This window comes from Leptospira brenneri (assembly GCF_002812125.1).
Classification (GTDB): Bacteria; Spirochaetota; Leptospiria; order Leptospirales; family Leptospiraceae; genus Leptospira_A; species Leptospira_A brenneri.
Genome location: NZ_NPDQ01000003.1, coordinates 1 through 21,576 on the forward strand (window position 1 = coordinate 1; position 21,576 = coordinate 21,576).

Sequence of the window (21,576 nt, forward strand, 5' to 3'; positions counted from 1 at the left end):
TCGTTAACTTTGAATACCAAGGTTTTGAAGAAACAATCTTATGTTTGGATGCTATTTTTTTGAATCAAGTCGAGTAGCATTATTTCTTCACGGAAATAATGCTAAGGAAAAGATTTCAGCCCCCTAGAAATCAGCAATCCAAGGATTAAGGATAAGATAGAAATCCCCAAACTTGACCCATACTAATTTGATTACCCGGTTTCGAAGACTTACAAAACAGCCTTTGAGTCTGGCCAACGATAGTAAAAAGAACAACATAATTGGTAACAAGAAAAATGGTTAGTATCAATATTTTTTAAACTTACGACCGAATTCGTTCCAAGTATTTTGCAAGATTTCCCACATGTTGTTTCCCACCTTCGATGGCGCCGTATTTTGCATTCACTCGTTCTAGTTCTTCTTTAGTTGGGAATATTTGAATCATCGTTAAATTTGTACCTTCACCAAAAGGTTCAAAAATAATTTTGGATTGGAAGTCTACATCTTCGTCACCCTCGCCATCTCCGATATGTTTATATAAAATAGAATCAGGTCTTTGAATCTCGATAAACTGGATTTTATTTTTATAATCATGCCCATCAGGGCCATGCATGACAAAATCCCAAATTCCACCATTGAAAAAATCAAAACGATTGATTGTGAGTGTAAATCCATCAGGTCCCCACCATTCTGTTAGATGTTCTGGACTCGACCAAACTTCAAATAATAATGAATTCGGGACATCAAAGTACTTTTGATAAGTTACCTGATTGTTTTCGATGATTGTTTCTAAATTATTTTTTATCATTTGTTCTCTCCATTTTTAACTTCAATACATACCGATCCAGTTTGTCCAAACGTTTCGTCCAAAGATTTTTAATATCTAAAATCCAATCTTCCATATCTTTAAGGCCTGTTTGGTTTAGGCTGTAGATCCGTTTTTGAGCATCCTTCTTCATCAAAAGGACATTCGCATCCTTTAATACTTTTAGATGTTGGGAAATGGCAGGAGGACTCATTTGAAAATTCTGACTTATTTCTGTCGATGTAAGTTCTCCGTTTTTGACCACTAGTCTTACGATGTCTCTTCTTGTCTCATCCGCTAAAGCGGCAAAAGCATTCATTGGTTAAAATATTAACCGATTACTTAATTAAGTCAATACTTAATTATAATTATTTCTCGAAAAAAATATAAAACGAATCGGAACGTATGTTTTTGTCTTAAAATCACAAAGTCCCTCTTTTCTCAAAAATAATCAAAAAGAGAGGTTGTGGATTCATTTATAGAACCAACCTATTCGATTGAATACAAAAACAAACATTGATTAAGCGAACTATCCACCTGAACCAACCTATTCATTGTTCAATGGTATTTTTTATAATCATTATGATTCTAATTATAAAAAATACTTTTTCCTTTTTTATCACACATATGTTTTTTTTATTGCAAATGAATCATAAAGAGATGTCATTCTTTCTCAGTTCTTAATTTCGGAACATTGTTCTTATAACAAAGTTCCCACAAAATAGAAACGAGGAAACAGATGACAACTTCAGTTCTTAGAAATCCTTCCGTTGTAGTGATCGGTGCTGGTATGACTGGCATCCTACTTGCGATCGAACTCGAAAAAGCAGGAATCACTGACGTAACCATAATCGAGAAAAAAAATGACTTAGGGGGAACTTGGAGAGAAAATACTTATCCTGGTGTTGCCTGTGACATTCCAGCTCATATGTATACCTATAGTTTTGAACCAAATCCTGAGTGGAGTCACCGATTTGCTCATGGAGATGAAATTCAAAGTTACTTCAAACGTGTGAGTGATACCTATAAGGTAACACCAAGAATCCATTTTAACGAAGCAGTTACAGAAGCATCATATAACAATGGAAAGTGGACAACAAAAACAAGTAAGGGAAAAACTTATGTTTCCGATTTTCTGATTTCAGCCACAGGAATTTTACACCACCCTGCTCGTCCCAATATCCAAGGACTTGATTCTTTCCAAGGAAAATGTTTTCATACTGCAGAATGGGATCATTCCGTAGACTTAAAAGGAAAACGAATTGGAATCATCGGAACTGGTTCCACTGCGGCCCAAGTCATTCCTGAAATTATGAAACAAGGTAGTAAAGTCTCTGTTTTCCAAAGAACCCCACAATGGATTGTTGAAATTCCAGATGTAAATTATTCTGAAAAAGACAAACAAAGATGGAGAAAAGATAAAACGATTTTAAAAAGACTTCATAAATGGTACACCTTTGCTGTAGAACAAACTTTTTCCAAAGCAGTGATCGGTAAAAAAATCCCTCATATGCTGATGAGTTTTCTCTGCAAAAAAAATCTTAAAAAATCAATCAAAGATCCTTCCCTTCGTAAAAAACTAACTCCAAACTACAGAGTGGGTTGCAAACGAGTGATTGTGAACTCCACTTTCTATGATGCCATCCAAAAACCCAATGCTGATTTAGTTACAGAGGGAATCGAAAAAATTACAGATAAGGGAGTGGTAACGAAAGACGGAAAACTTCATGAACTAGATGTGCTCATCCTAGCAACAGGATTTAACCCATTTAATTTTATGAGACCAATGAACCTAACAGGGAAAAATGGAGTTTCTATCGATACAGTTTGGAAAAAGAAAGTCCAAGCATACAGGTCTCTATTCATCCCTCACCTTCCCAATTTCGTTCTGATGCTTGGACCCAACACTCCTATTGGAAATTTTTCTGTAATTGCTATGAGTGAAGTCCAAACCAAATATGTGATGAAAATCATCCAAGATTGGAGAATGAAAAAATTTGATGAAATCGAAACAACAGAAGAAGCTCTAAAACAATTTGCCGCTTACCTAAAAGCAGGAATGGGAAAAACAGTATGGCTCGGTGGTTGCCAAAGTTGGTATTTAGATCCTGATGGAGATCCGGCAATGTGGCCATATACTTGGAAACAATGGGAAAAGGAAATGAAAACACCCAACTACAAGGACTTTGCCCTAAAAACATTTTAGTTTCAGTTTTAAGCCAAATACAACATTTTGCCGGTATAACCCTATACCGGCTTTTTTATTTCAGAATATTCGAATTATCATTTTCTTATTTTTTGATGTGCCTCGCAAATTCAAAAGAATATCTAAATCCTAAACTGTACTTGCGATCCCGCTCTCCGTTCCAATCTTTGCATCCGCAAAGGATTTCCACTCCGATCGGTGGCTGGAACGAGAGCCTATACGCTTTCAGTCTATAATTTGAATGAAAAAACTCGGATTTTTTCTTCCGTCTAAAACAGAAACCAAAGTCTCCAGAACTTCTTTAGAAACTCCTACACAACCTGAAGTTGGTTTGTCCTCATTCCATACATGAAGAAAGATCATACTGCCAAAACCAGGAACTGCTGGGGGTTTGGTATTGTGCTCAATCACAATGAATAAATCATAAATATAGGAATCCCAAAGAGGAACTCCTCCTTTTTCATATTTGGAAATGAGTTGGTTATAATTTTTGGAATTTGGGTGATCACTCCAATGGTGGTATTTTCGAATTTGAGTGTATTCTAAATTACGAATTTTCTCTCTTTTCTGTTTTCCTAAAATTCTTTGGATGGGAAAAACGCCAGAAGGAGTGTTTCCATCCCCTTCCCTTTTGTTTTCCTGAAAAATAAGTCCATTCCTTCCCAACCTGACAGGAATTTTTTCTAGAATCGTAACCCATTCCCCATCCTCCAAAGTATAAACATCCAATTGGCCAGAGTTTTCCTTTGGATTTGCCGTCACAAAAACGATCTGTTCTGAGTCCCAATGCACGTTTTTCGGTGTAGATTCTCCCAAGATTGGCAAAGGAAAGCTGATCCAAAAAGCAAAAAAACAGAAAAGAACAGTGATAGAATTCGTTTTTAGGGATGGAATTGGTTTGGATTTAAGGGGGAAGCCTAAGATGTTGGAGAAAATGGAAAAAGCAGTTAGGATTTTCGGAGAGTCGATGGGTGTAAAACTCTTAAGATGATTCGAATGGCTCCCCCTGCTGGGCTCGAACCAGCGACCCAATGATTAACAGTCATTTGCTCTACCGACTGAGCTAAAGGGGAATCTCGAATCTGGTGACCATGCTACGTAGGAAGGCCGCTAGGTCAATGAAAAAAAATATTATGACTCAAAAGAAATTTTGAAAAAATTCTAATAAATCAGGGAACCGTGGCTTAAAAAATGGATGTTTCCAACTTAAGATACCTTCATTGTGACATAATCCTCTCCACTCCTGGTAGGGGAAAAAAATAGAAATTGTATATGTTGTTGTAGATGGGGTCTGCATGAAAATTGAGAGGCATTTTACCAAAGGGAATAAGGGTCTTTACCCGAATTTAACTTGGGTCCGTAAGGATTCTAAAATTACGAATACGGACGGGTCCGTTGTATTTGAAGCCAACGGAGTGGAAGTTCCGGATTTTTGGTCGCAAGTAGCAACAGATATCCTCGCGCAGAAATACTTTCGAAGAAAAGGTGTTCCCAAATATTTAAAGAAAGTTTCGGAAAAAGGAATTCCTGAATGGTTACAACGTTCAGTTCCCGATGATGAAAAACTTTCCGCTCTCAATCCAGAAGATCGTTTTGTAGGAGAATCTGATTCCAAACAAGTTTTCCATCGTCTTGCGGGATGTTGGACCTATTGGGGATATAAATACGGATATTTTACAGATGAGGACAGTGCTCGTGTCTTCTATGAAGAAGTTATTTTTATGCTCGCAAGCCAAATGGCGGCACCCAATTCCCCACAGTGGTTCAATACGGGTCTTCACTGGGCTTATGGAATTGATGGAAAGTCACAAGGGCATTACTATGTGGATCCAAAATCAGGGAAACTCGTACGATCAGCCTCTTCTTACGAACACCCACAACCCCACGCATGTTTCATCCAATCTGTGGATGATGATTTAGTCAACGAAGGCGGAATCATGGACCTTTGGGTTCGTGAAGCTCGTCTTTTCAAATACGGATCAGGAACAGGAACTAACTTTTCTAACTTACGTGCTGCCAATGAATCTCTTTCTGGTGGTGGTAAAAGCTCTGGGCTTATGTCCTTCCTTAAAATCGGGGACCGAGCTGCTGGTGCGATCAAATCAGGAGGAACCACTCGTCGTGCAGCGAAGATGGTTTGTCTGGATATGGATCACCCTGACATTGAAGAATTCATCGATTGGAAAGTACAAGAAGAGAAAAAAGTGGCTTCCCTTGTTACGGGATCCATTCTCAACAACCGCCTTCTCAATGATATTATGAGTGCTTGCACTTCCGCCAAACAAACACTTGGTGAGGGAGCATACGACCCAACTGCCAATTTAGATCTCAAAAAAGCGATCCAAAAAGCAAGAAAGGCATTTGTTCCAGACAACTATATCAAACGAGTGATTGACCTTTCCAAACAAGGTTACAAAGACCTACTCTTTGAAGAATTAACCACTGACTGGCAATCCGAAGCATACAATACAGTTTCTGGACAAAATTCCAATAACTCAGTTCGAATCACAAACGAGTTTATGGAAGCTGTGGAAAAGGATCTTCCTTTCCAACTCTATAATAGAACCGAAAAAGAAAAAGCTAAGGCTGCGGGCCGGGATGCAAAACCGTCCAAAACGCTACGGGCTCGTGACCTTTGGGAAAGAATTGCCAATGCTGCATGGAACTCTGCTGACCCAGGAACGCAGTATCACAGCACCATCAACGAATGGCATACTTGTCCAGAGGACGGCGCCATCAATGCGTCCAATCCATGTTCTGAGTACATGTTCCTTGACAATACAGCATGTAACTTAGCTTCGGCGAATCTTGTTAAATTCTTAAAAGAAGATGGATCCTTTGACGTAGCAGGATACCGATACTTAAACAAAGTTTGGACGATCATTTTAGAAGTGTCTGTGCTGATGGCTCAGTTTCCTTCCAGAGAGATTGCAGAACTTTCCTACAAGTTTAGAACTTTAGGACTCGGATATGCGAACCTTGGTTCTCTTCTGATGATCATGGGAATTCCTTATGACTCACAAGAAGCCATGGCAGTGACGGGAGCCATTTCTTCCATCATGCATATGAGTTCTTACGCAACTTCTGCAGAGATGGCAAAAGAACTAGGACCATTTGCAGGATACGAAAAAAACAAAGAGCATATGCTCCGAGTGATTCGTAACCATAGACGTGCCGCTTACAACGCACCGAAAGAAGAATACGAAGGTCTTACCATCACTCCAGTGGGAATCAATCCATCGTTTCTCCCTTCTTACCTACTAGAAGCGGCAAAAGAAGATTCTGACAGAGCATTAGAGCTTGGTGAATTGTATGGATATCGCAACGCACAAGTAACAGTGATTGCACCAACAGGAACAATCGGACTTGTGATGGACTGTGATACCACCGGAATTGAACCAGACTTTGCTCTTGTGAAATACAAAAAATTGGCTGGTGGTGGTTATTTCAAAATCATCAACCAATCGGTTCCAGCGGCACTTAAAAAACTCGGGTACAGCCAAGCGGAACAAGATGCCATTGTGAACTACTGTAAAGGCCATGCTACTTTCAACGGAGCTCCTGGTGTGAACACGGCTCGTTTGAAAGAAAAAGGTTTTACAGAAGACGTATTGGAAAAACTCGAAAAACAACTTCCGTTTGTTTTCGATATTCAATTTGCATTCAACAAATTCACATTAGGCGAAGATTTCCTTTCTAAAACATTGGGAATTGATCCAAACGTATATAATTCCATGGGTTTTAACCTTTTGGAGACACTCGGATTTTCTGCAGAAGAAATCACCCAGGCAAATGATTATGTTTGTGGAACGATGACCATCGAAAATGCACCTTTCATCAAAGAGAAGGACTTAGCAGTTTTTGATTGTGCTAACAAATGTGGGAAATATGGAAAACGTTTCTTATCTTATCAATCACATATCCGAATTATGGCTGCGGCTCAACCATTCATTTCGGGTGCGATCTCCAAAACGATCAACCTTCCTGAGGAGGCAACCATCGAGGATGTAAAAAATGCATACCTCATGTCCTGGAAAGTGATGATCAAAGCAAACGCACTTTACCGTGACGGATCAAAACTTTCACAACCACTTAACTCCGTATTCCAGTTGTTAAGTGCTGTGGGAGAAGAAGAGGAAGAACTCCAAACTTCCGCTGCTCCGAAAACGGTAACGGAAGTTGCAGAGAAACTAGTGTATAAATACATTGCGGAAAGGAGAAAACTCCCACACCGCCGTGCAGGTTATACACAAAAAGCAATGGTAGGTGGTCACAAAGTATATCTTCGCACAGGAGAATACGAAGATGGCCAACTCGGTGAAATCTTTATCGATATGCATAAAGAAGGAGCGGCTTTCCGTTCTTTAATGAATGCATTTGCGATTGCGGTTTCTCTTGGTCTTCAACATGGAGTTCCGTTAGAAGAATTTGTAGAAGCATTCACTTTCTTCAAATTCGAACCAAACGGTATGGTTTCTGGCAACCCTCATATTAAGATGTCAACCTCTGTGATCGATTACATCTTTAGAGAACTTGCCATCACTTACCTGGGAAGATACGACTTGGCACAAGTATCTCCAGAAGATTTGAGAACAGATGAAGTAGGAAGAAAGGCAGAACCAGCAACAAAGGATCTCGGGGGAAAGCAGGAAAGTAGCGGACTTCGTGTTCCGATACAAGTGGCTCCTATTTCGATGAAGTCTGTTTTGGAAGAGAAACCAGAAGCAGTTGCCGTTGCAGGTGGATCAACCCAACCAACAGCAGCTCAATCAGCAGCAGCAACTCTGAAAATCATAGCGGAAGCCAGAACCAAAGGTTATACAGGAGATTCCTGTACAGAATGCGGTTCCTTCCAAATGGTTCGTAACGGAGCTTGCCTCAAGTGTATCTCTTGCGGTTCCACTACTGGTTGTTCGTAAAACAAAAACCAACTTTTTACAAATCCCGTTGTATCCAATGACGGGATTCATTTGATTTCTAAAAAAGGCCCGAAGTTCTTCGGGTCTTTTTCTTTATATGGTGACTCTAAAAAAACAAATAAAAGAAATATGGGAATCCCAAATAGACCTTCGGTTTTGTATTTTAAATTTTTATTGAATTAGCTGAAATTATGGAACCGGCGCTGGTTCAATCGAAGTTTCTTCTGCTTTGGGTGCACTACCACCTAACTGATTCAAGTTGGGGAGATCCACTTTAGGAGAAGAAAAGGTTCCACGAATCGGGATACAAGTTTTCCCTCCTTCTTGGGGAAGAAGTGCAACCATACCGACTAGATCTTGGCGCTCTTGGGCAAACTTTTCCGTAAGAGTAAAACATACTTTTAAATCCAATTGTGAAAAAGACAAGGTATCCGAAAGACGAACCACACCTTGGAATTGGAATTTTGCTAGAGAAGATTCTAAGCTACCTCTTTCCACGAGTAACTTTCCAGAACGAATTTTAAAAACAAGATTTGCCTTGCGAATGTCAGTTCCTTTCAAACTTCCGAGAAAGGGAATCTCTGCAGATTCTTTGATTTTACCACCAGAAAGGTCAATCTCCCCTTCTCCATTCCACTTGGTAATTTTATCATCAAGAGGAGCAATGCGAAGCGGAAGGTCCAAGGTTTGTGCACTAAAAACCCACTCACTTCCCTCAAAATTAAAATACCCAATATTGGCATCTCCGTCTAGTCTCGATTGAAGGAGTCCCAAAAGTGAAATACCCAAACTAACTTCTTCTGCTTTAATGGAAGTTCCCGTTGGAAAACTCGCAACAAAACTATCAAAGGACTTCCTTCCCATCATAGGAAAATGGATTTCTTTAGCATCCATAAAGATCCCGGTTTCTTTCCCAGTTTTGATTAGGATGGATCGAACAATTTCATTGAGTGGAAATATAAAAAGAGTAAAAATAAAAAAAGAAACAACGGCAATGGCCACGAGGGTAAAAACTTGTTTGCGACTTACTTTTGAATGTTCTTCATCTCCATCCTCGTCAAACAACTCCCCATCATCCTCCAAAAGACTTTCTTGAATCTCTTGGTCTTCTTCCGTCAAAAAATCTTCTTCCAATTCATTTTCTTTTGGCATTTTATTTCCCTTTCGACAAACGACTGTAGGATGAAACTTTTAAGTTCACATCGTAGATTTCTTTTTCAGCAAATGGTTTTCGAAAACTAAGTAAGTCCACTTTGGCTTGGATTTGTTTGTTTTTTTCGATATCGTAAACTAGTTTAATGATATCTTGTAAAAGAACTGAACGAAAGGAAACATCAATCGTAATTTTATTATAATCCTTTTGGATGACGTTACTTGTGTCCTTCATGGTTTGGACTTTGTCTTTGAGATTGTAACGAACCAGAATTTGATCCAGTTTCGAATACATAACACTAACATCTTCTTCACTTCCACCAGACTGTAATCCACGTAGATAATTGTACTCTCGGATCACTCGGTCGAGTTCACTTGCTTGTGATCTAGTTTCAAAAATTTCTTCGGTAAGACTATTTCTTAAATCAGAAAAAAGAGTGATGACTGTATAAATTCCAAGGAGAGCCACGAAACTAATGAGGCCAGTAACTAAAAGGCGTTCTCTATCATTGAGCCGATCAAACATTATGGTTCATCCTTCGGAGTCACAATATCCATTTTGATTTTAAAACTGACTTTAAATTTATTTACACCCGTAATCAGTCTTTTGTTTTGAATTTGAATGTTGGTAAATTTTTCAGATTTTTCTAAAGCAGATTGAATGGTTCCAATCTCCCCAAATTCATTGACCCTTCCATAAATTTGGATTTCCTTTTCTTCAAAATTAAACTGATCTAAAATAAAAGGTAAAACCTCTGGAGAAGGAAACTGTTCTGTGGCTTCATTGAGAACATCCAAAACACTTTCTTGGGAAAGGAAAAGACGGTAAATTTCTGTTTTCTTTCGTTCTGCTTTTAGTTTTTTACTGGCTTCTGCAAGTGGGTCTTCTTCTTCCCCAAGTTCGCCACCAATGCCATTTTTATACTTCTCAATTAACACTCGTTTGTTTGCAGATATTTTACGTTTATCTAAAATAATTCCAATCACAAATACCCCAAACAAAAGCACCAAAGAGATACTAACCAAAATTAAATGGGGTTTAAAGGCAGCTAATTTAAACCGATTGGTATGAATTCTTTTAGCAAACCCCGTTTCCAGGAAGTTCACACGATTACGCGATTCAAAATGAGTTCCTGTAGCAACTGCTGTCACAAAACTTGGATCGGCTATCCCTAAAAATTCATACCGCCCTGTTTTGATTCCTAGTTTTTCCTCTAAATAAGCGGTAAGCCCTGGGTATAAACTCGCCCCCCCGGACAAAAGAATTAGGCTCGGCCTTTCTGTTTCAGGAAGTGAGAAGATACTATTTTCTACTTCATGGATGAGTTGGTCTAGTTTTGCCAAAATGAATTTACGAAGAGACTTCCATTGAGTTCCGTTAATATGAAATTTTGAGAGAAAACTTGTTTCTTCCGATTTTTCGATATTATCAAAAAGAAATCCCACTGGAAGTGATTCCTTTAAAACCCGAGCGTCTTCTAATTCTATTTTAAGTAAGTTAGAAATTTCCAGACTTACATCTTCACCACCAATATAAATTTGGCGAGTATGACGAAGTTTTCCTTCAAAAAGAACATTTAATATGCTATAACGACCACCCAGATCTAGTTGCAAGATGGTTTGGTCAGTCACAAGCAATGGATAGTTTTTTGTGACTAAAGAGGAAAGAGCAAAAGAATCCAGAGACAAACAAGATAAGGAAAGGTCACCTTTCGCAAACGGTTTTAAAGCTCTGAGAAGTTCGGAATGGTGGACATTAAAGGAAATCACTTCGGAGTTTTCTTTATTGGATCTCCAAGTTTTTCCGATGACTTCTAATTCCTCCATGGGGTAAGGAACCAGATTTTCCACTTCAAAGGGTAGAACTTCCTGGATCGCTTTTTCCGAAACGAGAGGAACTGTTAGGTCACGAACAAAAAGATTATGAATCCCTAAGTTTAATAGAAACCTGTTTTCTTCAGGGAAAAAACTTTGAATGAAACGGATGATATTGTATTCGAAGGGATCTCCTTCCGATTCATCCAGTTCCACAACAGGAAGGCTTTCTGTCCGAAGGATCACAACTTTCCCAAGCACCTTTTTAAAAAGGACTCCTTTTAGAAATGTTGAACCGTAATCGATTGCTAGGTATTGGTCAAATGATAACATAATTAATCTTCAGTATAGTATAACATTTGGTTGTTGGTAAGGTCAAAAAGACCAGACACCTTTCGAACCACTTTATCCTTTATAATCCCAACCCCTGTGATTTTATAAACTTCGCCTTTGGTTTTGATTCGCCCACCCGAGACGTCCGTTCCCTCACCCGCAAGTTCTTTATACAGAGTGAGCTCCCCCGTTGTTTTCACTTGGAATTCTGGTTCGGTCTCCAGATCTTTCAATTCTTTAATATAGCCTCCTTTCTGCAACTTGAGTTTCAAAATTTTCATGGCGGCTTGTTTGGTCATAAAGTCAGAAAGGGAGATAAGGACAAAATACGGTGCCGTATTGATATTGATCCGATCATCATAAGAATCACCCGCAGGCAAATAAGCGGTCACATTATTGGAGAGCACATAATCTTTATCGGAACGAAGGGCTCTTTCCTCCTCCGTCATAAAGTCCTTGGAATTATTTTTGTCATAGTCTTTGGGTTTTAAGCTTTCATACACCACAGACCGATCAAATCCTTTAACATTCAGTAACTCAGAAAGGGAATAAAATGGGGCATTTTTGATTTTTCTTGGCGGAGTGAGCCTATTGTAGTAGTACTGTTCGGCGCCACCCCCCGTTTCTTGGTGGTTTTCATCAATCCAGTCCAAAATGGGTGAAATCATTTCTCGTTTTAACCCAAATTGGTAAAAAAGCCGGGTCACCATTTCGATGGTTCTTTGATTGGGTTGGTCGTCGTAAATTTTTATCAGTGAGTTGATATTGATTTTTCCGTCTTCAGGACTCATTGTATAATAAATGACTCCACCCCCAAGAGGGATCGGAGGGGGATCCATTGCAAGACCTGATTGGTACAAAACTTCTTCCGGAATTTTTTTGAGTGCTCCCACTGCTCCCATAAACCCCGCTTTGGCGAGCATATGAGCTCTAAACCCGTCTGCCTGAGACCGGGCCACACGATACTCCGTCGCCGCATCCTCAAAGAATTTAGATGCAGTGAACATAGAAGCAGTACCAATGGCCATCACAAGGAGATAGACCATAAACCCCTTCTTTGTTTTTTTATTTGAAGAGGATAACAGGATGCGCAAGCGATTCATATTTAACAAATGCATTCCCCACAAGTGATATAATTTCAAATCGAATGAGTCTTGGAATTTTTTTGGCAGTTCGGGAATTCCAATCATCAACCCATTTATCACCACGTTCTGAAAATTTCATTTGAAAACTTTTTACATTTTCAAGTAATATATGTTCGACGCCGCCTTGAGTGGGAAAGTTATCAATCATTTCATCTTCTCTGCGAATGAGATAAGACAATCCTTCCATTTTTGGATTTGGCATTTTTCGTAAATAAAAAGAAACTTCTCTTACAGAAGCCTGTCCCTCTTCTTCTGAATTGGGATTGGACGTAGCAAACACAATCCGGTCATTTCGTCCGCCAGTCACACCTTCTTGTTTACCAACAAATAAAATTCGTTTTTGGTTATCGATATAGTATGTCCGAGTGAGCGTTCCTCTGATGTTTTCCATCGCATAAAGTATATCTTTTCTGTTTGCACCTTTATTTGAAGCGCCCTTTTTAGAAATTTTATTTGCAGTATAAAATACAGAAAAGATCCCTGTGAAGATCACTGCCATAATCATCACGACGATGGAAATTTCCACCAAGGTAAATCCTTGTCGATTCCGTCGCCTGGAAAACATCAGTATTTTGTGCTCCTAAATGTTTCTACACTATAAGTTTCTTTTTTGTTTCCATCCATATAAAAAATAGAAACCTTCACTCTGAAAACCTTTAAAACCCCTCCAGTTTCAAAACTTTTTTTCTGACCCCTTTTCTTCATAAGATCACTAAAACCCACATCCTTGTCACCTAACATATCTTTTGGTGCTTTATTACGAAGGGCTTCCGCATTGGGCCCACCGGCAAGTTTGAGTAAATCCATTTCTTCTTCTTTGATTTCTGTTTCGAAGGTGTATCCAGGAAAGGCATCAATGGATCCGCGTGAAGTATCTGTTTGCATGGTGGTGGATGAGTCCACTTGTGCCATTTTGATTTTTGCTAAATGCACTGCATTCGCAAGTAATACCGCTTTTTTCTGATAAGAAATTCCTTCGGCAATGAGTGAATAAGTATAAGTCATCACCATCGCAGCCATAGCCATGGCGATCGTAACTTCAAAAAGAGTGAAGGCCTTGCGCAGGTGATTACTTAGGTTGGGTTTTTGCATTGGAATCCACCTGTTCATCCCTTTCATCTAGTCCATAAGATACTTTTTGGATAGGACCTGTTTCTGGTTCAGGGAAGTATTCTGTTTTATGAATTTTTACCTTCCCACCATAACGGTAAATTTGAATCGTTCGTTTGATTTCCGTATCAGAGCCAACGTATAACAATAAATCTGTTGTGGTCCCTTGTGGGGTAAAAACAATTCGAATTTTTCCCTCTGTTTTCGGCTTCCCACCTAAGTCTCGTACGCTGACAATTTTTGAATAAAATGGAAGAGTCACTTTCTTTAAAATTGCCTCTTCTTCCAGCCCACCTTCTTCTCTTTTTAGGAGAAAAAACTCATATTCCCTTTTTTCGAAATCATACTGAAAAAGAACAGCTTGGTTGGTGAGTTGGGCTTTGTTGTATCCGAATTTAAAAGATTCCTGTAACTTAACAGCGATGTCTTCAGTGGATGGAATGATGAGGTTACGGAGAGTTCCTCCAACAATCACCATGATCAAACCCAGAATGGAAATCACTACGGCGATCTCAATCAAAGTGAGACCGTCGCGTAACCTCCGCTTGGTTTTCAAACCCGGTTTTTTATCGGAACGCGGCCGGGTAATCATCCGGGGAAAGAATATTAAAATCTTTATTTTTTCCTTCTCCACCTTCTTTTTTATCTTCACCTAAGGTAAGAATTTGAGGAACAGATCCTTCAAACTTTAACACATATGGTGTTTTCCAAGGATCTTTTAAAACAGCTTTTTCGCGAACTATCGGTTCATAGTCGTCACCAATTTTATCATCGTCTGGTTTTTCGATTAACGCCTGTAAACCTTGTTCTTCAGAAGGGTATTTATCATAAACTTCTAAATAACGTTCGAGTGCTGTTTTGAGAACTGCGCTATCATTTTTTAGCTTCAGTTTTTTTTCACCTTCACCCCGGTTTCCGATACTGGAGTAAAGAATTGCCATGAGTGAACCTAAAATAAGCATTACCACGGTAATCTCAATTAGGGTAAGTCCCTCACGAATCTTTCTTTGTTTCCCTTTAGTTTTCATATACTCTACATCCCCTGGATTTCTTGCGTTAGTTTGTACATTGGCGTCATAATTGCCGCCATAATCGTAAAAATAATTCCACCCATTACAATGATCATCATTGGTTCTAATGATTGGGTCAAAGATTTTATTGCTGTGTCCACCTCGGATTCATAGATTTCCGAGAGTTTATTCATCATTTCGGGGACTTTATCAGAGGCTTCTCCCGCACTGAGCATCCCAAGAACCATCTGAGGAAGAACTTGTGATCCTTGTAAGGAATCAGAAAGTTTTCCCCCTTCTTTGATTTTGACTATGGCTGCTTCAATTTCTTCCTTAAAAACGGTATGACCCACAACATCCGAAACAATATTCAAAGAAACTATGAGTGGAACCCGGTTCAAAAGTAGGATTGATAAATTTCTAGCAAAATTAGAAACCAAAATCTTACGAAGTAAGGTGCCGATGACTGGCAATCGCAAGAGAAACTTATCCCAAGTTTTTTTCCCTTCCCCAGAACTTTTCCATTTTAAAAATCCAAGAAACCCACCAGCAATGGCTCCTAAAATAAAAAACCAATAGTTTGTCAGAACATACGATAAAAAAATCACACTTCTGGTCAGGAGTGGAAGTTTGGCATCAAAGGAAGCAAACAACTGTTCAATTTGAGGAATCACCACAACAAGTAAAAATATGGACACCCCAAGGGAAAGTAACCCCATAATCATGGGATAAATCATCGCTACTTGCACTTTAGATTTTAATTCAGAAGACTTTTCCTCAAGCTCCGCCAAACGGTGTAAGGTGTTTTCGTAATTGCCTGTAGACTCGCCCACAGAAATCAAACTTGGATACTGATCAGGAAAAACGGTTTTGTGTTTTTTCATGGACTCGGAAAGGCTCATCCCCTCCGTAATGTCTGCCCGCATCTCAATCAAAACTTTTTTAAAGTAAATATTCTCTACCTGATCAATGATAGAAAGTAAACATTTATCAAGGGGAATTCCGGCACCAAGAAGTGTTCCTAGTTGTTTACAAAATAAACCTACTTCTTTTCTGGGAATTCTATATAATAACTTAGATAAAAAAGGAAAAAGTTCTCTCTCTTCTTTTTCACGGTCTTCATGGATCGACCGAACATAAAGACCCTTCGCCTTTAATTTGTTACGTGCCGCCTGAAGATTTGGGGCATCAATGATGTTTTTTTCCTCTTTGCCCTTTCGGTTGAATGCAACGTACGTATAGAGTGGCATAACTACGATACCCGAAGGACTTCTTCTGGAGTTGTCACACCTTCAATCACCTTGTATTTGCCGTAATCTTGGAGAGTCGAAAGTCCGTTTTTCACAGCAAGTTCTTTGATCCTATTGGCATCAGCACCTTGTAAAATGGCACGTTTGATTTCATCATTCATGGTGAGAAGTTCATACAAACCAGTACGACCTTTATATCCAGAATTTAGACAGGAAGAACAACCTTTCCCACGATACAAAACTCCATTTTTTAATTCTTTTCTTTGGATTCCGAGGCCCGCCAAATCTTTATCCGTAGGTTTATAAGAAGTTTTACAATCCTTACAAATCACACGGACAAGCCTTTGTGCCATAAATCCAAGTACAGAACTTGTGATGAGATAAGGTTCGATTCCCATATCCACAAGCCTTGTCACAGCAGAAGAGGCATCATTCGTATGCAGAGTCGAAAACACTAAGTGACCCGTAAGGGAGGCTTGGATCGCAATCCTTGCTGTTTCCTCATCACGGATCTCCCCCACCATCACCACATCCGGATCTTGACGAAGGATGGAACGTAAACCCGCCGCAAACGTTAGGCCGATTTTTTCATTCATTTGCATTTGCGAAATTCCATCCATTTGGTATTCCACTGGATCTTCGCAAGTGATGATGTTTCGTTCTTCTGTATTGATTTCGGAAAGTGCAGAATAAAGCGTCGTTGATTTACCAGATCCCGTGGGACCTGTGACTAAAATAATTCCATAGGGTTTATAAATTAAATTTTTAAAGTCACCTAAGATCTCTTTATTAAATCCCATGGTTTCGATGGAATACTTTTGGTCTGTTTTGTTTAGGATACGCATTACGATCCGTTCCCCAAATTGACAAGGAATGATCGATACCCGAACGTCCACATCTTTCCCAGCTAACCGAAGTTTAATCCTTCCATCTTGCGGCAAACGGTTTTCCGCAATGTTCAAATTCGACATGATTTTGATACGAGTCGAAATTCCCGCTAGATACGATTTAGGAGGGCTTAATACTTTTTGCAAAACCCCATCCACCCGGTAACGCACCACTACTGATTTTTCAAAGGGTTCCACGTGGATATCGGAAGCTCTTTCGGAAACAGCCTGCGATAAAATGACGTTTACCATCTTGATGATAGGAGCTTCATTGGATAGATCCAAAGCATCCGATTCGAAAGCATCGGAGAGATCGCCGAAACTACCATCCATCTCATCCATCATCTCTTTGGCTTCGGCAGTAGTTTTGTCGAACTGAGAATGGATGATTCTCATGATTTCGTTTTCTGTGGCCAGAACGAACTGAATTTCGTATCCTTTTAAGAAGGATCGCATATCATCCATAGGATGGAGGTCTGTAGGGTCAGAAGTAGCAACGACTACTTTTTTACCTTTTACAGATACAGGAACAATTTTAGACCTTTGGACAAGCTTTAAGGGAATCTTTCCAAAAACTTCGTCATTAGCGGCGAACTCAAGTTTATCGATAAACTCCATACGATGGAGTTTTGCTAATGCCTTTAAAATATCGGATTCAGAAGCGAGACCTTTTTTTTGGATGATATGAGTGATCGGAAGATTGGTTTTTTCCTGTTGTTTGGAAATATCTTCTAGATCCTTTACTGTCAGGATCCCATCTTCTAGTAGAATTTGACCTAAACTCTTTCTCATCGTAATTTCTTTTCTCGTTCGTCGACCATCCTTTCTTGTTCATTTTTCTTTTGGATGGTGATCCGATCGGATTTGTCTCGATCGTCCAGAATATGCGGTGTTAAAAACACCATTAAGTTGGTTTTACGGTTTTGATTGGTAGTTCGTCGAAAGAGAGTTCCAAGTAAGGGGACTTCACCCAGGATCGGAATCTTTTGAACCTTCTTTTGTTTGTCGTTGGAGAGTAATCCTCCAATCACGATCGTCTGGATATTATCCACAACAATGGTGGTTTTGATATCCCGTTTGTTGAAGGTTGGGTTTCCCCCCGTGGCTTCCGAAGAAATTCCCGCTACGTTTTTTATCTCTTGGTAAAGATCGAGAGTGATACGATTATTTTTGTTGATATGGGGAGTAAATTTTAACTTAATCCCTGTTGGACGGTATTCAAAGTTAGCAACAGTGACAGCATTGTCCCCACCCGTTCCCGCGTTACGGTTTTGGGTTCTAACCGGAACATCCTGACCCACATTGATTTCTGCTTCTTGGTTGTCCAAAGTGAGGATCTGCGGAGCGGACAATACATTAAAATTTTCATTGGTAGAGTTTGCATTCAAAATACCAATGATTTGTTGTCCCCCACGACGAATGAATCCAAGGGAAAAACCAGAGAGTGTGTTTACGTTTGTAGGACGACCGTTTTTGTCAATTACCCCACCGGTAGCCGCAAGACCAGTGTTAAATTGTCCATAAGCCAACTCTTGGTATCGCCAATCAATTCCAAAATCATTTAAATCTGTAGAAGTAAGTTCCACAATAAGCACTTCAAGTAACACTTGTTTTCTGGGAGTATCTAAAATTTTGATGATTTTTTTAATTTCTTCCCATTCTTGAGGAGTCGCAGTTACAATCAGTGAGTTAGATTCTTTATGAGCAACAGCTTTGATTTTATCTTGTTTGCCTGGAACCTTTGGTTGTTGTTGGGCCACAGGCTGTGGTGGTGCTGCCGGTTTTCCATCAGGACCAGGTTCTCCCGGCGGACCTTGGGTCGGTGCCGTTGGCATATCAGGCATATCTAATTTCACGAGAACTGCAGCCAGTTTTTCAGCTTCATTATACTCTAATGTATAAATATGAATATCGCCGGCAGAAGAAATAGATCCTGGGCCATCTGCTCGAACATCTAAATTATCAACTAACTTTAGTAGTTTATTGATATCGGCTGTAGATCCAGAAAAAATCAATGTGTTTTGATTTTTAGGAATGATGATGTCTGTATCAGGAGAGGTTACCCTCTTGAGAATCGGTTCGAGTTCCACAGCATTAGAAAATTCTAAAGGAACAATTTGAGTGATGGTTTTATTCAGAGAAACTTCAGATTCAGAAACCGGATCTTTTCCAATTCGAACAATCGGTGATTTGGCAAGTGCGTCTTTTATTTTTACGACTTTGATCAAATCGTTTTCTTCGATGAGACCAAATCCTTGGGTTTCTAAAACGGATTTCATAAATCCGTAAGCATCTTCTATCTTCACACGTTTCTGAGAGATGATAGTGATTTTTTTTCCTTTTACAGCATCATCGATGAGGATATTTCGTTTGATGATGGCACTCATTCCCATAAGGAAATCTTTGAGTTCTGTATCTCTCCAATCAGCAGTAAAACTAGCAGGTTCTGGAGATGATTTCGCCTTCGGTTTTCCCTTCTCTTGGGAAAAACTAGGAGTGACTAATAAATAAAGGCAAATACTGATTACTACTAAAGGAAGACGATTTCTCATTTTAATTCCGAATGATAAATTCATATGTGATTATTTTGCCTTGTCTCTCTAAATCCACTGTAATTTTCGGAGCTTGTTTGATCGAACCCCAAATTTCCAACATTTTCTCTGTTTCATTGAGTGGCATTCCATTAACTCGTTTGATGATATCTCCACCACGAGCACCAAGGGAATAAAACACATGGTCTTTTGCCACCTGATAGATCTTGTAACCCTCGATCTTTCCGTCTACCAAATGAGGACCAAACCTTGCATTTTTATAGATAGTATTCGGGTCTTTCAATTTGCGATTTACGTCCTCACGGGAAAGAACTTTTTGCACCGTTTGGCTAGAAGGTCCAAGACTAGGGACCCCCGCAGCATCCTTAGGACGGATCCTTTCCTTTGCTTGGGCTGGTGTTTCTCCAATATTCACTCGGAGACTAAGGCCCCCTTTTTTTAAGACCACATAATGTTGTTCGATGGTTTGGACTTTGTAACCACCCACCATTTCACCAGTTCCGTATTCTTCAGAATCATTGTTTTGTTTTTCCCGGATGGTAACCCGAGCAAAAGACCAGTGACCAGAAAGTGTCCCGGTGACAAGCATTTGGTCGTCGTCTCCATTGTCTTGAGCAATTTCAGGATCGAGAGGTGCCCCATCTGCCCCACGTTTGGTGGCATCATTCGGGTCATAAACTTGACCACGGATGAGATTTCCCGTAACCACATCTTCGTATGTGCTCACGGCCAAAACCACTTCTTGGCGCATTTGTTTGGGACGAACGTTTCCTGAGACACTGATCCCCGTTTCTGTAGAAAACAAAAGGAGGAGGACAAGTTTCAAGAGATAAGCAAGAGAAAAAGAAAAGAGTAAAACCGCCGGAATCAATGTCAAAAACTGACTCGACTGGATTCTTTGAAGGATTAAATTCATGCTCCCCACAAACCGGAGATAAACTCCGATTACATTCCGGCTACTTCAGATTTGGGAAGTCGAGTGACTTGTTTTTCCGTGATGCTCAATGCCGATTCAGGATTCATAATCTTCCCGTTTCGAAACACTTCAAAATGCAGATGTGCTCCTGTTGCTGTTCCCGTCCTTCCGACAAGGGCAACCACACGACCCATCTTCACCGTTTCCCCAACCTCAACTAAAATCTGTGAACAATGGGCGTAAACTGTTTTATAACCGTTTTTATGTTGGATAGTGACTGAATTTCCATACCCACCATTCCGACCAGTAAAAACCACTTCACCATCGGCAGAAGATAGAACGGGAGCTCCTACTTTGGCCGCAAGGTCGAGACCGGTATGATAGACACGGTTGTATTTATTAAAGGGATCCACTCTTCTTCCATAACGCGAGGTGACTCGGCTTTGGGGAACAGGTAGGATGAAGATTTTTTTTAGAACCACTCGGGAGGAAGAAGCATTCTTCACTTGGACAGGAACTTCCAAAACTTGGCCAATTTTTAATTGGTCTGAGTTAAGCCCGTTGTGTTTTTTGAGTTTTGCAAGCTCGATTGAAAAAGAACGAGCAATCTTTGAGAGATTGTCCTTTTTTTGGACTGTATATTTTTTTAAAACAATTCCCGACTCGTGAACCACTGTATTACTCACGACAGGAGAAACATCAATGTATTTGGGAAGGTCTAGAGATGCCAGCTCCACTTCTTCGTCTTCACCAGAGGCATTGACACCCACAGAAAAAAGTTTATGGATTTCTGATTCTTGCGATTGCGACCCGAAGAGACGAAACATTCCTGGTTCACCACCCGGAAGTGACTCATTGATCTCAGAATGAATTTTTTGAAATGGGTTGGCAAGGAGCCCTGTTCCCGAAAGAACCAAAAGAGAAATTGTAGCCAACCGAAGGATCTTCACAAATAAAATATCGGGAACCTGGGGCAAGAATCTTGAACTAGAAACAAAGAAAGAATGAAAACGAATGACTGGCAACAATATGAAAACCCAAACCTTTATTTCTTTTTTTTAACATTGGATTCTACCAGAGTGAACTTTTTACCGACCCACTCTTCGACATCTTCCAAGTCATACTGCTTCTTTTTCACATCATCATTGATGATATAGGCTGCCAATTTTCCCACAGAAGACTCTCTGGATTCTGCAATGGGATAAACCTTTAATTTCAATAGAGAAGGTGTGGATTCGATATAAATCTTAACAAGAGTCCCCTTCTTCCAAACTTCTGTCTGAGAGAATTTGATCTCCTCTTGTAAGGAATATGTCTTTCCATCATAGTATTCATTGATTTCCCTTAATTTTTCTTTTTTGATCAACCGTTGGGAACATTGACTGAACGCAAGGAGAAGAACGAGGGGAATTACACGAATGATACTACAATCCAAAGCAAACTCTGAGGAAAAGTCACCATGATGCCTCATTTATGAAAAGCCTTTTTTATTTTTTG

General features: G+C 39.7%; 19 protein-coding genes and 1 tRNA gene. 2 read left to right on the forward strand and 18 right to left on the reverse strand.

Going from position 1 to position 21,576, the window contains the following annotated elements; genetic code table 11:
- Nucleotides 1-301: 301 nt before the first annotated feature.
- The gene (locus CH361_RS06600) at nucleotides 302-787 is read right to left on the reverse strand and encodes an SRPBCC family protein (RefSeq protein WP_100790062.1); all 486 of its coding nucleotides are present in this window, start codon (nucleotides 785-787) and stop codon (nucleotides 302-304) included.
- Nucleotides 774-1,103 carry a metalloregulator ArsR/SmtB family transcription factor gene (locus CH361_RS06605; protein WP_100790063.1) on the reverse strand — a complete coding sequence of 110 codons (330 nt, stop codon included), beginning with the start codon at nucleotides 1,101-1,103 and terminating at the stop codon, nucleotides 774-776. Before CH361_RS06605 ends, CH361_RS06600 begins: the two co-directional genes overlap by 14 nt.
- A gap of 420 nt (nucleotides 1,104-1,523) precedes the next feature.
- On the opposite strand from CH361_RS06605, the gene CH361_RS06610 reads away from it, so the two are divergent.
- Nucleotides 1,524-2,990: a flavin-containing monooxygenase gene (locus CH361_RS06610; RefSeq protein ID WP_100790064.1), complete on the forward strand. Its 1,467-nt coding sequence runs from the start codon at nucleotides 1,524-1,526 to the stop codon at nucleotides 2,988-2,990.
- A gap of 225 nt (nucleotides 2,991-3,215) precedes the next feature.
- On the opposite strand, the gene CH361_RS06615 is transcribed toward CH361_RS06610, so the two are convergent.
- Together CH361_RS06615 and CH361_RS06620 are read right to left on the reverse strand one after the other, a co-directional pair.
- Complete coding sequence (locus CH361_RS06615) at nucleotides 3,216-3,782, reverse strand: L,D-transpeptidase family protein (protein ID WP_244279668.1); 567 nt, start codon at nucleotides 3,780-3,782, stop codon at nucleotides 3,216-3,218.
- 205 nt (nucleotides 3,783-3,987) lie between these two features.
- A tRNA-Asn gene (locus CH361_RS06620) sits at nucleotides 3,988-4,063 on the reverse strand.
- 222 nt (nucleotides 4,064-4,285) lie between these two features.
- Between CH361_RS06620 and CH361_RS06625 the strand changes: the two genes are divergently transcribed.
- Nucleotides 4,286-7,909 carry a vitamin B12-dependent ribonucleotide reductase gene (locus CH361_RS06625; RefSeq protein ID WP_100790065.1) on the forward strand — a complete coding sequence of 1,208 codons (3,624 nt, stop codon included), beginning with the start codon at nucleotides 4,286-4,288 and terminating at the stop codon, nucleotides 7,907-7,909.
- 189 nt (nucleotides 7,910-8,098) lie between these two features.
- Here CH361_RS06625 and gspN read toward each other — a convergent pair whose 3' ends face one another.
- From gspN to CH361_RS06695, 14 genes are all read right to left on the reverse strand, one after another.
- A complete protein-coding gene (gene gspN, locus CH361_RS06630; RefSeq protein WP_100790066.1) occupies nucleotides 8,099-9,061 on the reverse strand; it encodes a type II secretion system protein GspN in 963 nt (320 codons plus the stop codon).
- 1 nt (nucleotide 9,062) lies between these two features.
- Nucleotides 9,063-9,587 carry a hypothetical protein gene (locus CH361_RS06635; RefSeq protein ID WP_100790067.1) on the reverse strand — a complete coding sequence of 175 codons (525 nt, stop codon included), beginning with the start codon at nucleotides 9,585-9,587 and terminating at the stop codon, nucleotides 9,063-9,065.
- Nucleotides 9,587-11,209 (reverse strand): cell division protein FtsA, encoded by a 1,623-nt coding sequence (locus CH361_RS06640; RefSeq protein ID WP_100790068.1) that lies wholly within the window; start codon nucleotides 11,207-11,209, stop codon nucleotides 9,587-9,589. The genes CH361_RS06635 and CH361_RS06640 overlap by 1 nt, the downstream gene beginning before the upstream one ends.
- A 2-nt stretch (nucleotides 11,210-11,211) precedes the next feature.
- Nucleotides 11,212-12,312: a type II secretion system minor pseudopilin gene (locus CH361_RS06645; RefSeq protein ID WP_244279670.1), complete on the reverse strand. Its 1,101-nt coding sequence runs from the start codon at nucleotides 12,310-12,312 to the stop codon at nucleotides 11,212-11,214.
- Complete coding sequence (locus CH361_RS06650) at nucleotides 12,275-12,919, reverse strand: type II secretion system protein GspJ (RefSeq protein ID WP_100790070.1); 645 nt, start codon at nucleotides 12,917-12,919, stop codon at nucleotides 12,275-12,277. The genes CH361_RS06645 and CH361_RS06650 overlap by 38 nt, the downstream gene beginning before the upstream one ends.
- The gene (locus tag CH361_RS06655; protein WP_100790071.1) at nucleotides 12,919-13,446 is read right to left on the reverse strand and encodes a prepilin-type N-terminal cleavage/methylation domain-containing protein; all 528 of its coding nucleotides are present in this window, start codon (nucleotides 13,444-13,446) and stop codon (nucleotides 12,919-12,921) included. The genes CH361_RS06650 and CH361_RS06655 overlap by 1 nt, the downstream gene beginning before the upstream one ends.
- Nucleotides 13,424-14,056, reverse strand: coding sequence for a type II secretion system protein (locus tag CH361_RS06660; RefSeq protein ID WP_425268671.1), 633 nt, complete (start codon nucleotides 14,054-14,056; stop codon nucleotides 13,424-13,426). Before CH361_RS06660 ends, CH361_RS06655 begins: the two co-directional genes overlap by 23 nt.
- The gene (locus tag CH361_RS06665) at nucleotides 14,031-14,492 is read right to left on the reverse strand and encodes a type II secretion system protein GspG (RefSeq protein ID WP_100790072.1); all 462 of its coding nucleotides are present in this window, start codon (nucleotides 14,490-14,492) and stop codon (nucleotides 14,031-14,033) included. The genes CH361_RS06660 and CH361_RS06665 overlap by 26 nt, the downstream gene beginning before the upstream one ends.
- A 5-nt stretch (nucleotides 14,493-14,497) precedes the next feature.
- Nucleotides 14,498-15,724 (reverse strand): type II secretion system F family protein, encoded by a 1,227-nt coding sequence (locus CH361_RS06670; protein WP_100790073.1) that lies wholly within the window; start codon nucleotides 15,722-15,724, stop codon nucleotides 14,498-14,500.
- 2 nt (nucleotides 15,725-15,726) lie between these two features.
- Nucleotides 15,727-17,403: a type II secretion system ATPase GspE gene (gspE, locus tag CH361_RS06675; protein ID WP_100790074.1), complete on the reverse strand. Its 1,677-nt coding sequence runs from the start codon at nucleotides 17,401-17,403 to the stop codon at nucleotides 15,727-15,729.
- Entirely contained in the window at nucleotides 17,400-19,163 is a 1,764-nt protein-coding gene (gene gspD / locus CH361_RS06680) for a type II secretion system secretin GspD (protein WP_100790075.1), read from the reverse strand. The genes gspE and gspD overlap by 4 nt, the downstream gene beginning before the upstream one ends.
- 1 nt (nucleotide 19,164) lies before the next feature.
- Nucleotides 19,165-20,079, reverse strand: a complete 915-nt coding sequence (locus tag CH361_RS06685; protein WP_100790076.1) for a general secretion pathway protein GspC — start codon at nucleotides 20,077-20,079, stop codon at nucleotides 19,165-19,167.
- 29 nt (nucleotides 20,080-20,108) lie between these two features.
- Nucleotides 20,109-21,029 carry a peptidoglycan DD-metalloendopeptidase family protein gene (locus CH361_RS06690; protein WP_244279672.1) on the reverse strand — a complete coding sequence of 307 codons (921 nt, stop codon included), beginning with the start codon at nucleotides 21,027-21,029 and terminating at the stop codon, nucleotides 20,109-20,111.
- 95 nt (nucleotides 21,030-21,124) lie between these two features.
- Nucleotides 21,125-21,550: a type II secretion system-associated lipoprotein gene (locus tag CH361_RS06695; protein WP_244279673.1), complete on the reverse strand. Its 426-nt coding sequence runs from the start codon at nucleotides 21,548-21,550 to the stop codon at nucleotides 21,125-21,127.
- Between the last annotated feature and the right edge of the window lie 26 nt (nucleotides 21,551-21,576).

Coding starts and splice junctions, on each gene's coding strand:
- CH361_RS06695 (WP_244279673.1), bottom strand. CDS start 21,550: ATGAGGCATCATGGTGACTTTTCCTCAGAGTTTGCTTTGGATTGTAGT.
- CH361_RS06660 (WP_425268671.1), bottom strand. CDS start 14,056: ATGATTACCCGGCCGCGTTCCGATAAAAAACCGGGTTTGAAAACCAAG.
- CH361_RS06670 (WP_100790073.1), bottom strand. CDS start 15,724: ATGCCACTCTATACGTACGTTGCATTCAACCGAAAGGGCAAAGAGGAA.
- CH361_RS06605 (WP_100790063.1), bottom strand. CDS start 1,103: ATGAATGCTTTTGCCGCTTTAGCGGATGAGACAAGAAGAGACATCGTA.
- CH361_RS06610 (WP_100790064.1), top strand. CDS start 1,524: ATGACAACTTCAGTTCTTAGAAATCCTTCCGTTGTAGTGATCGGTGCT.
- CH361_RS06650 (WP_100790070.1), bottom strand. CDS start 12,919: ATGTTTTCCAGGCGACGGAATCGACAAGGATTTACCTTGGTGGAAATT.
- CH361_RS06640 (WP_100790068.1), bottom strand. CDS start 11,209: ATGTTATCATTTGACCAATACCTAGCAATCGATTACGGTTCAACATTT.
- gspN (WP_100790066.1), bottom strand. CDS start 9,061: ATGCCAAAAGAAAATGAATTGGAAGAAGATTTTTTGACGGAAGAAGAC.
- CH361_RS06635 (WP_100790067.1), bottom strand. CDS start 9,587: ATGTTTGATCGGCTCAATGATAGAGAACGCCTTTTAGTTACTGGCCTC.
- CH361_RS06600 (WP_100790062.1), bottom strand. CDS start 787: ATGATAAAAAATAATTTAGAAACAATCATCGAAAACAATCAGGTAACT.
- CH361_RS06665 (WP_100790072.1), bottom strand. CDS start 14,492: ATGAAAACTAAAGGGAAACAAAGAAAGATTCGTGAGGGACTTACCCTA.
- gspD (WP_100790075.1), bottom strand. CDS start 19,163: ATGAGAAATCGTCTTCCTTTAGTAGTAATCAGTATTTGCCTTTATTTA.
- gspE (WP_100790074.1), bottom strand. CDS start 17,403: ATGAGAAAGAGTTTAGGTCAAATTCTACTAGAAGATGGGATCCTGACA.
- CH361_RS06645 (WP_244279670.1), bottom strand. CDS start 12,312: ATGAATCGCTTGCGCATCCTGTTATCCTCTTCAAATAAAAAAACAAAG.
- CH361_RS06685 (WP_100790076.1), bottom strand. CDS start 20,079: ATGAATTTAATCCTTCAAAGAATCCAGTCGAGTCAGTTTTTGACATTG.
- CH361_RS06655 (WP_100790071.1), bottom strand. CDS start 13,446: ATGCAAAAACCCAACCTAAGTAATCACCTGCGCAAGGCCTTCACTCTT.
- CH361_RS06625 (WP_100790065.1), top strand. CDS start 4,286: ATGAAAATTGAGAGGCATTTTACCAAAGGGAATAAGGGTCTTTACCCG.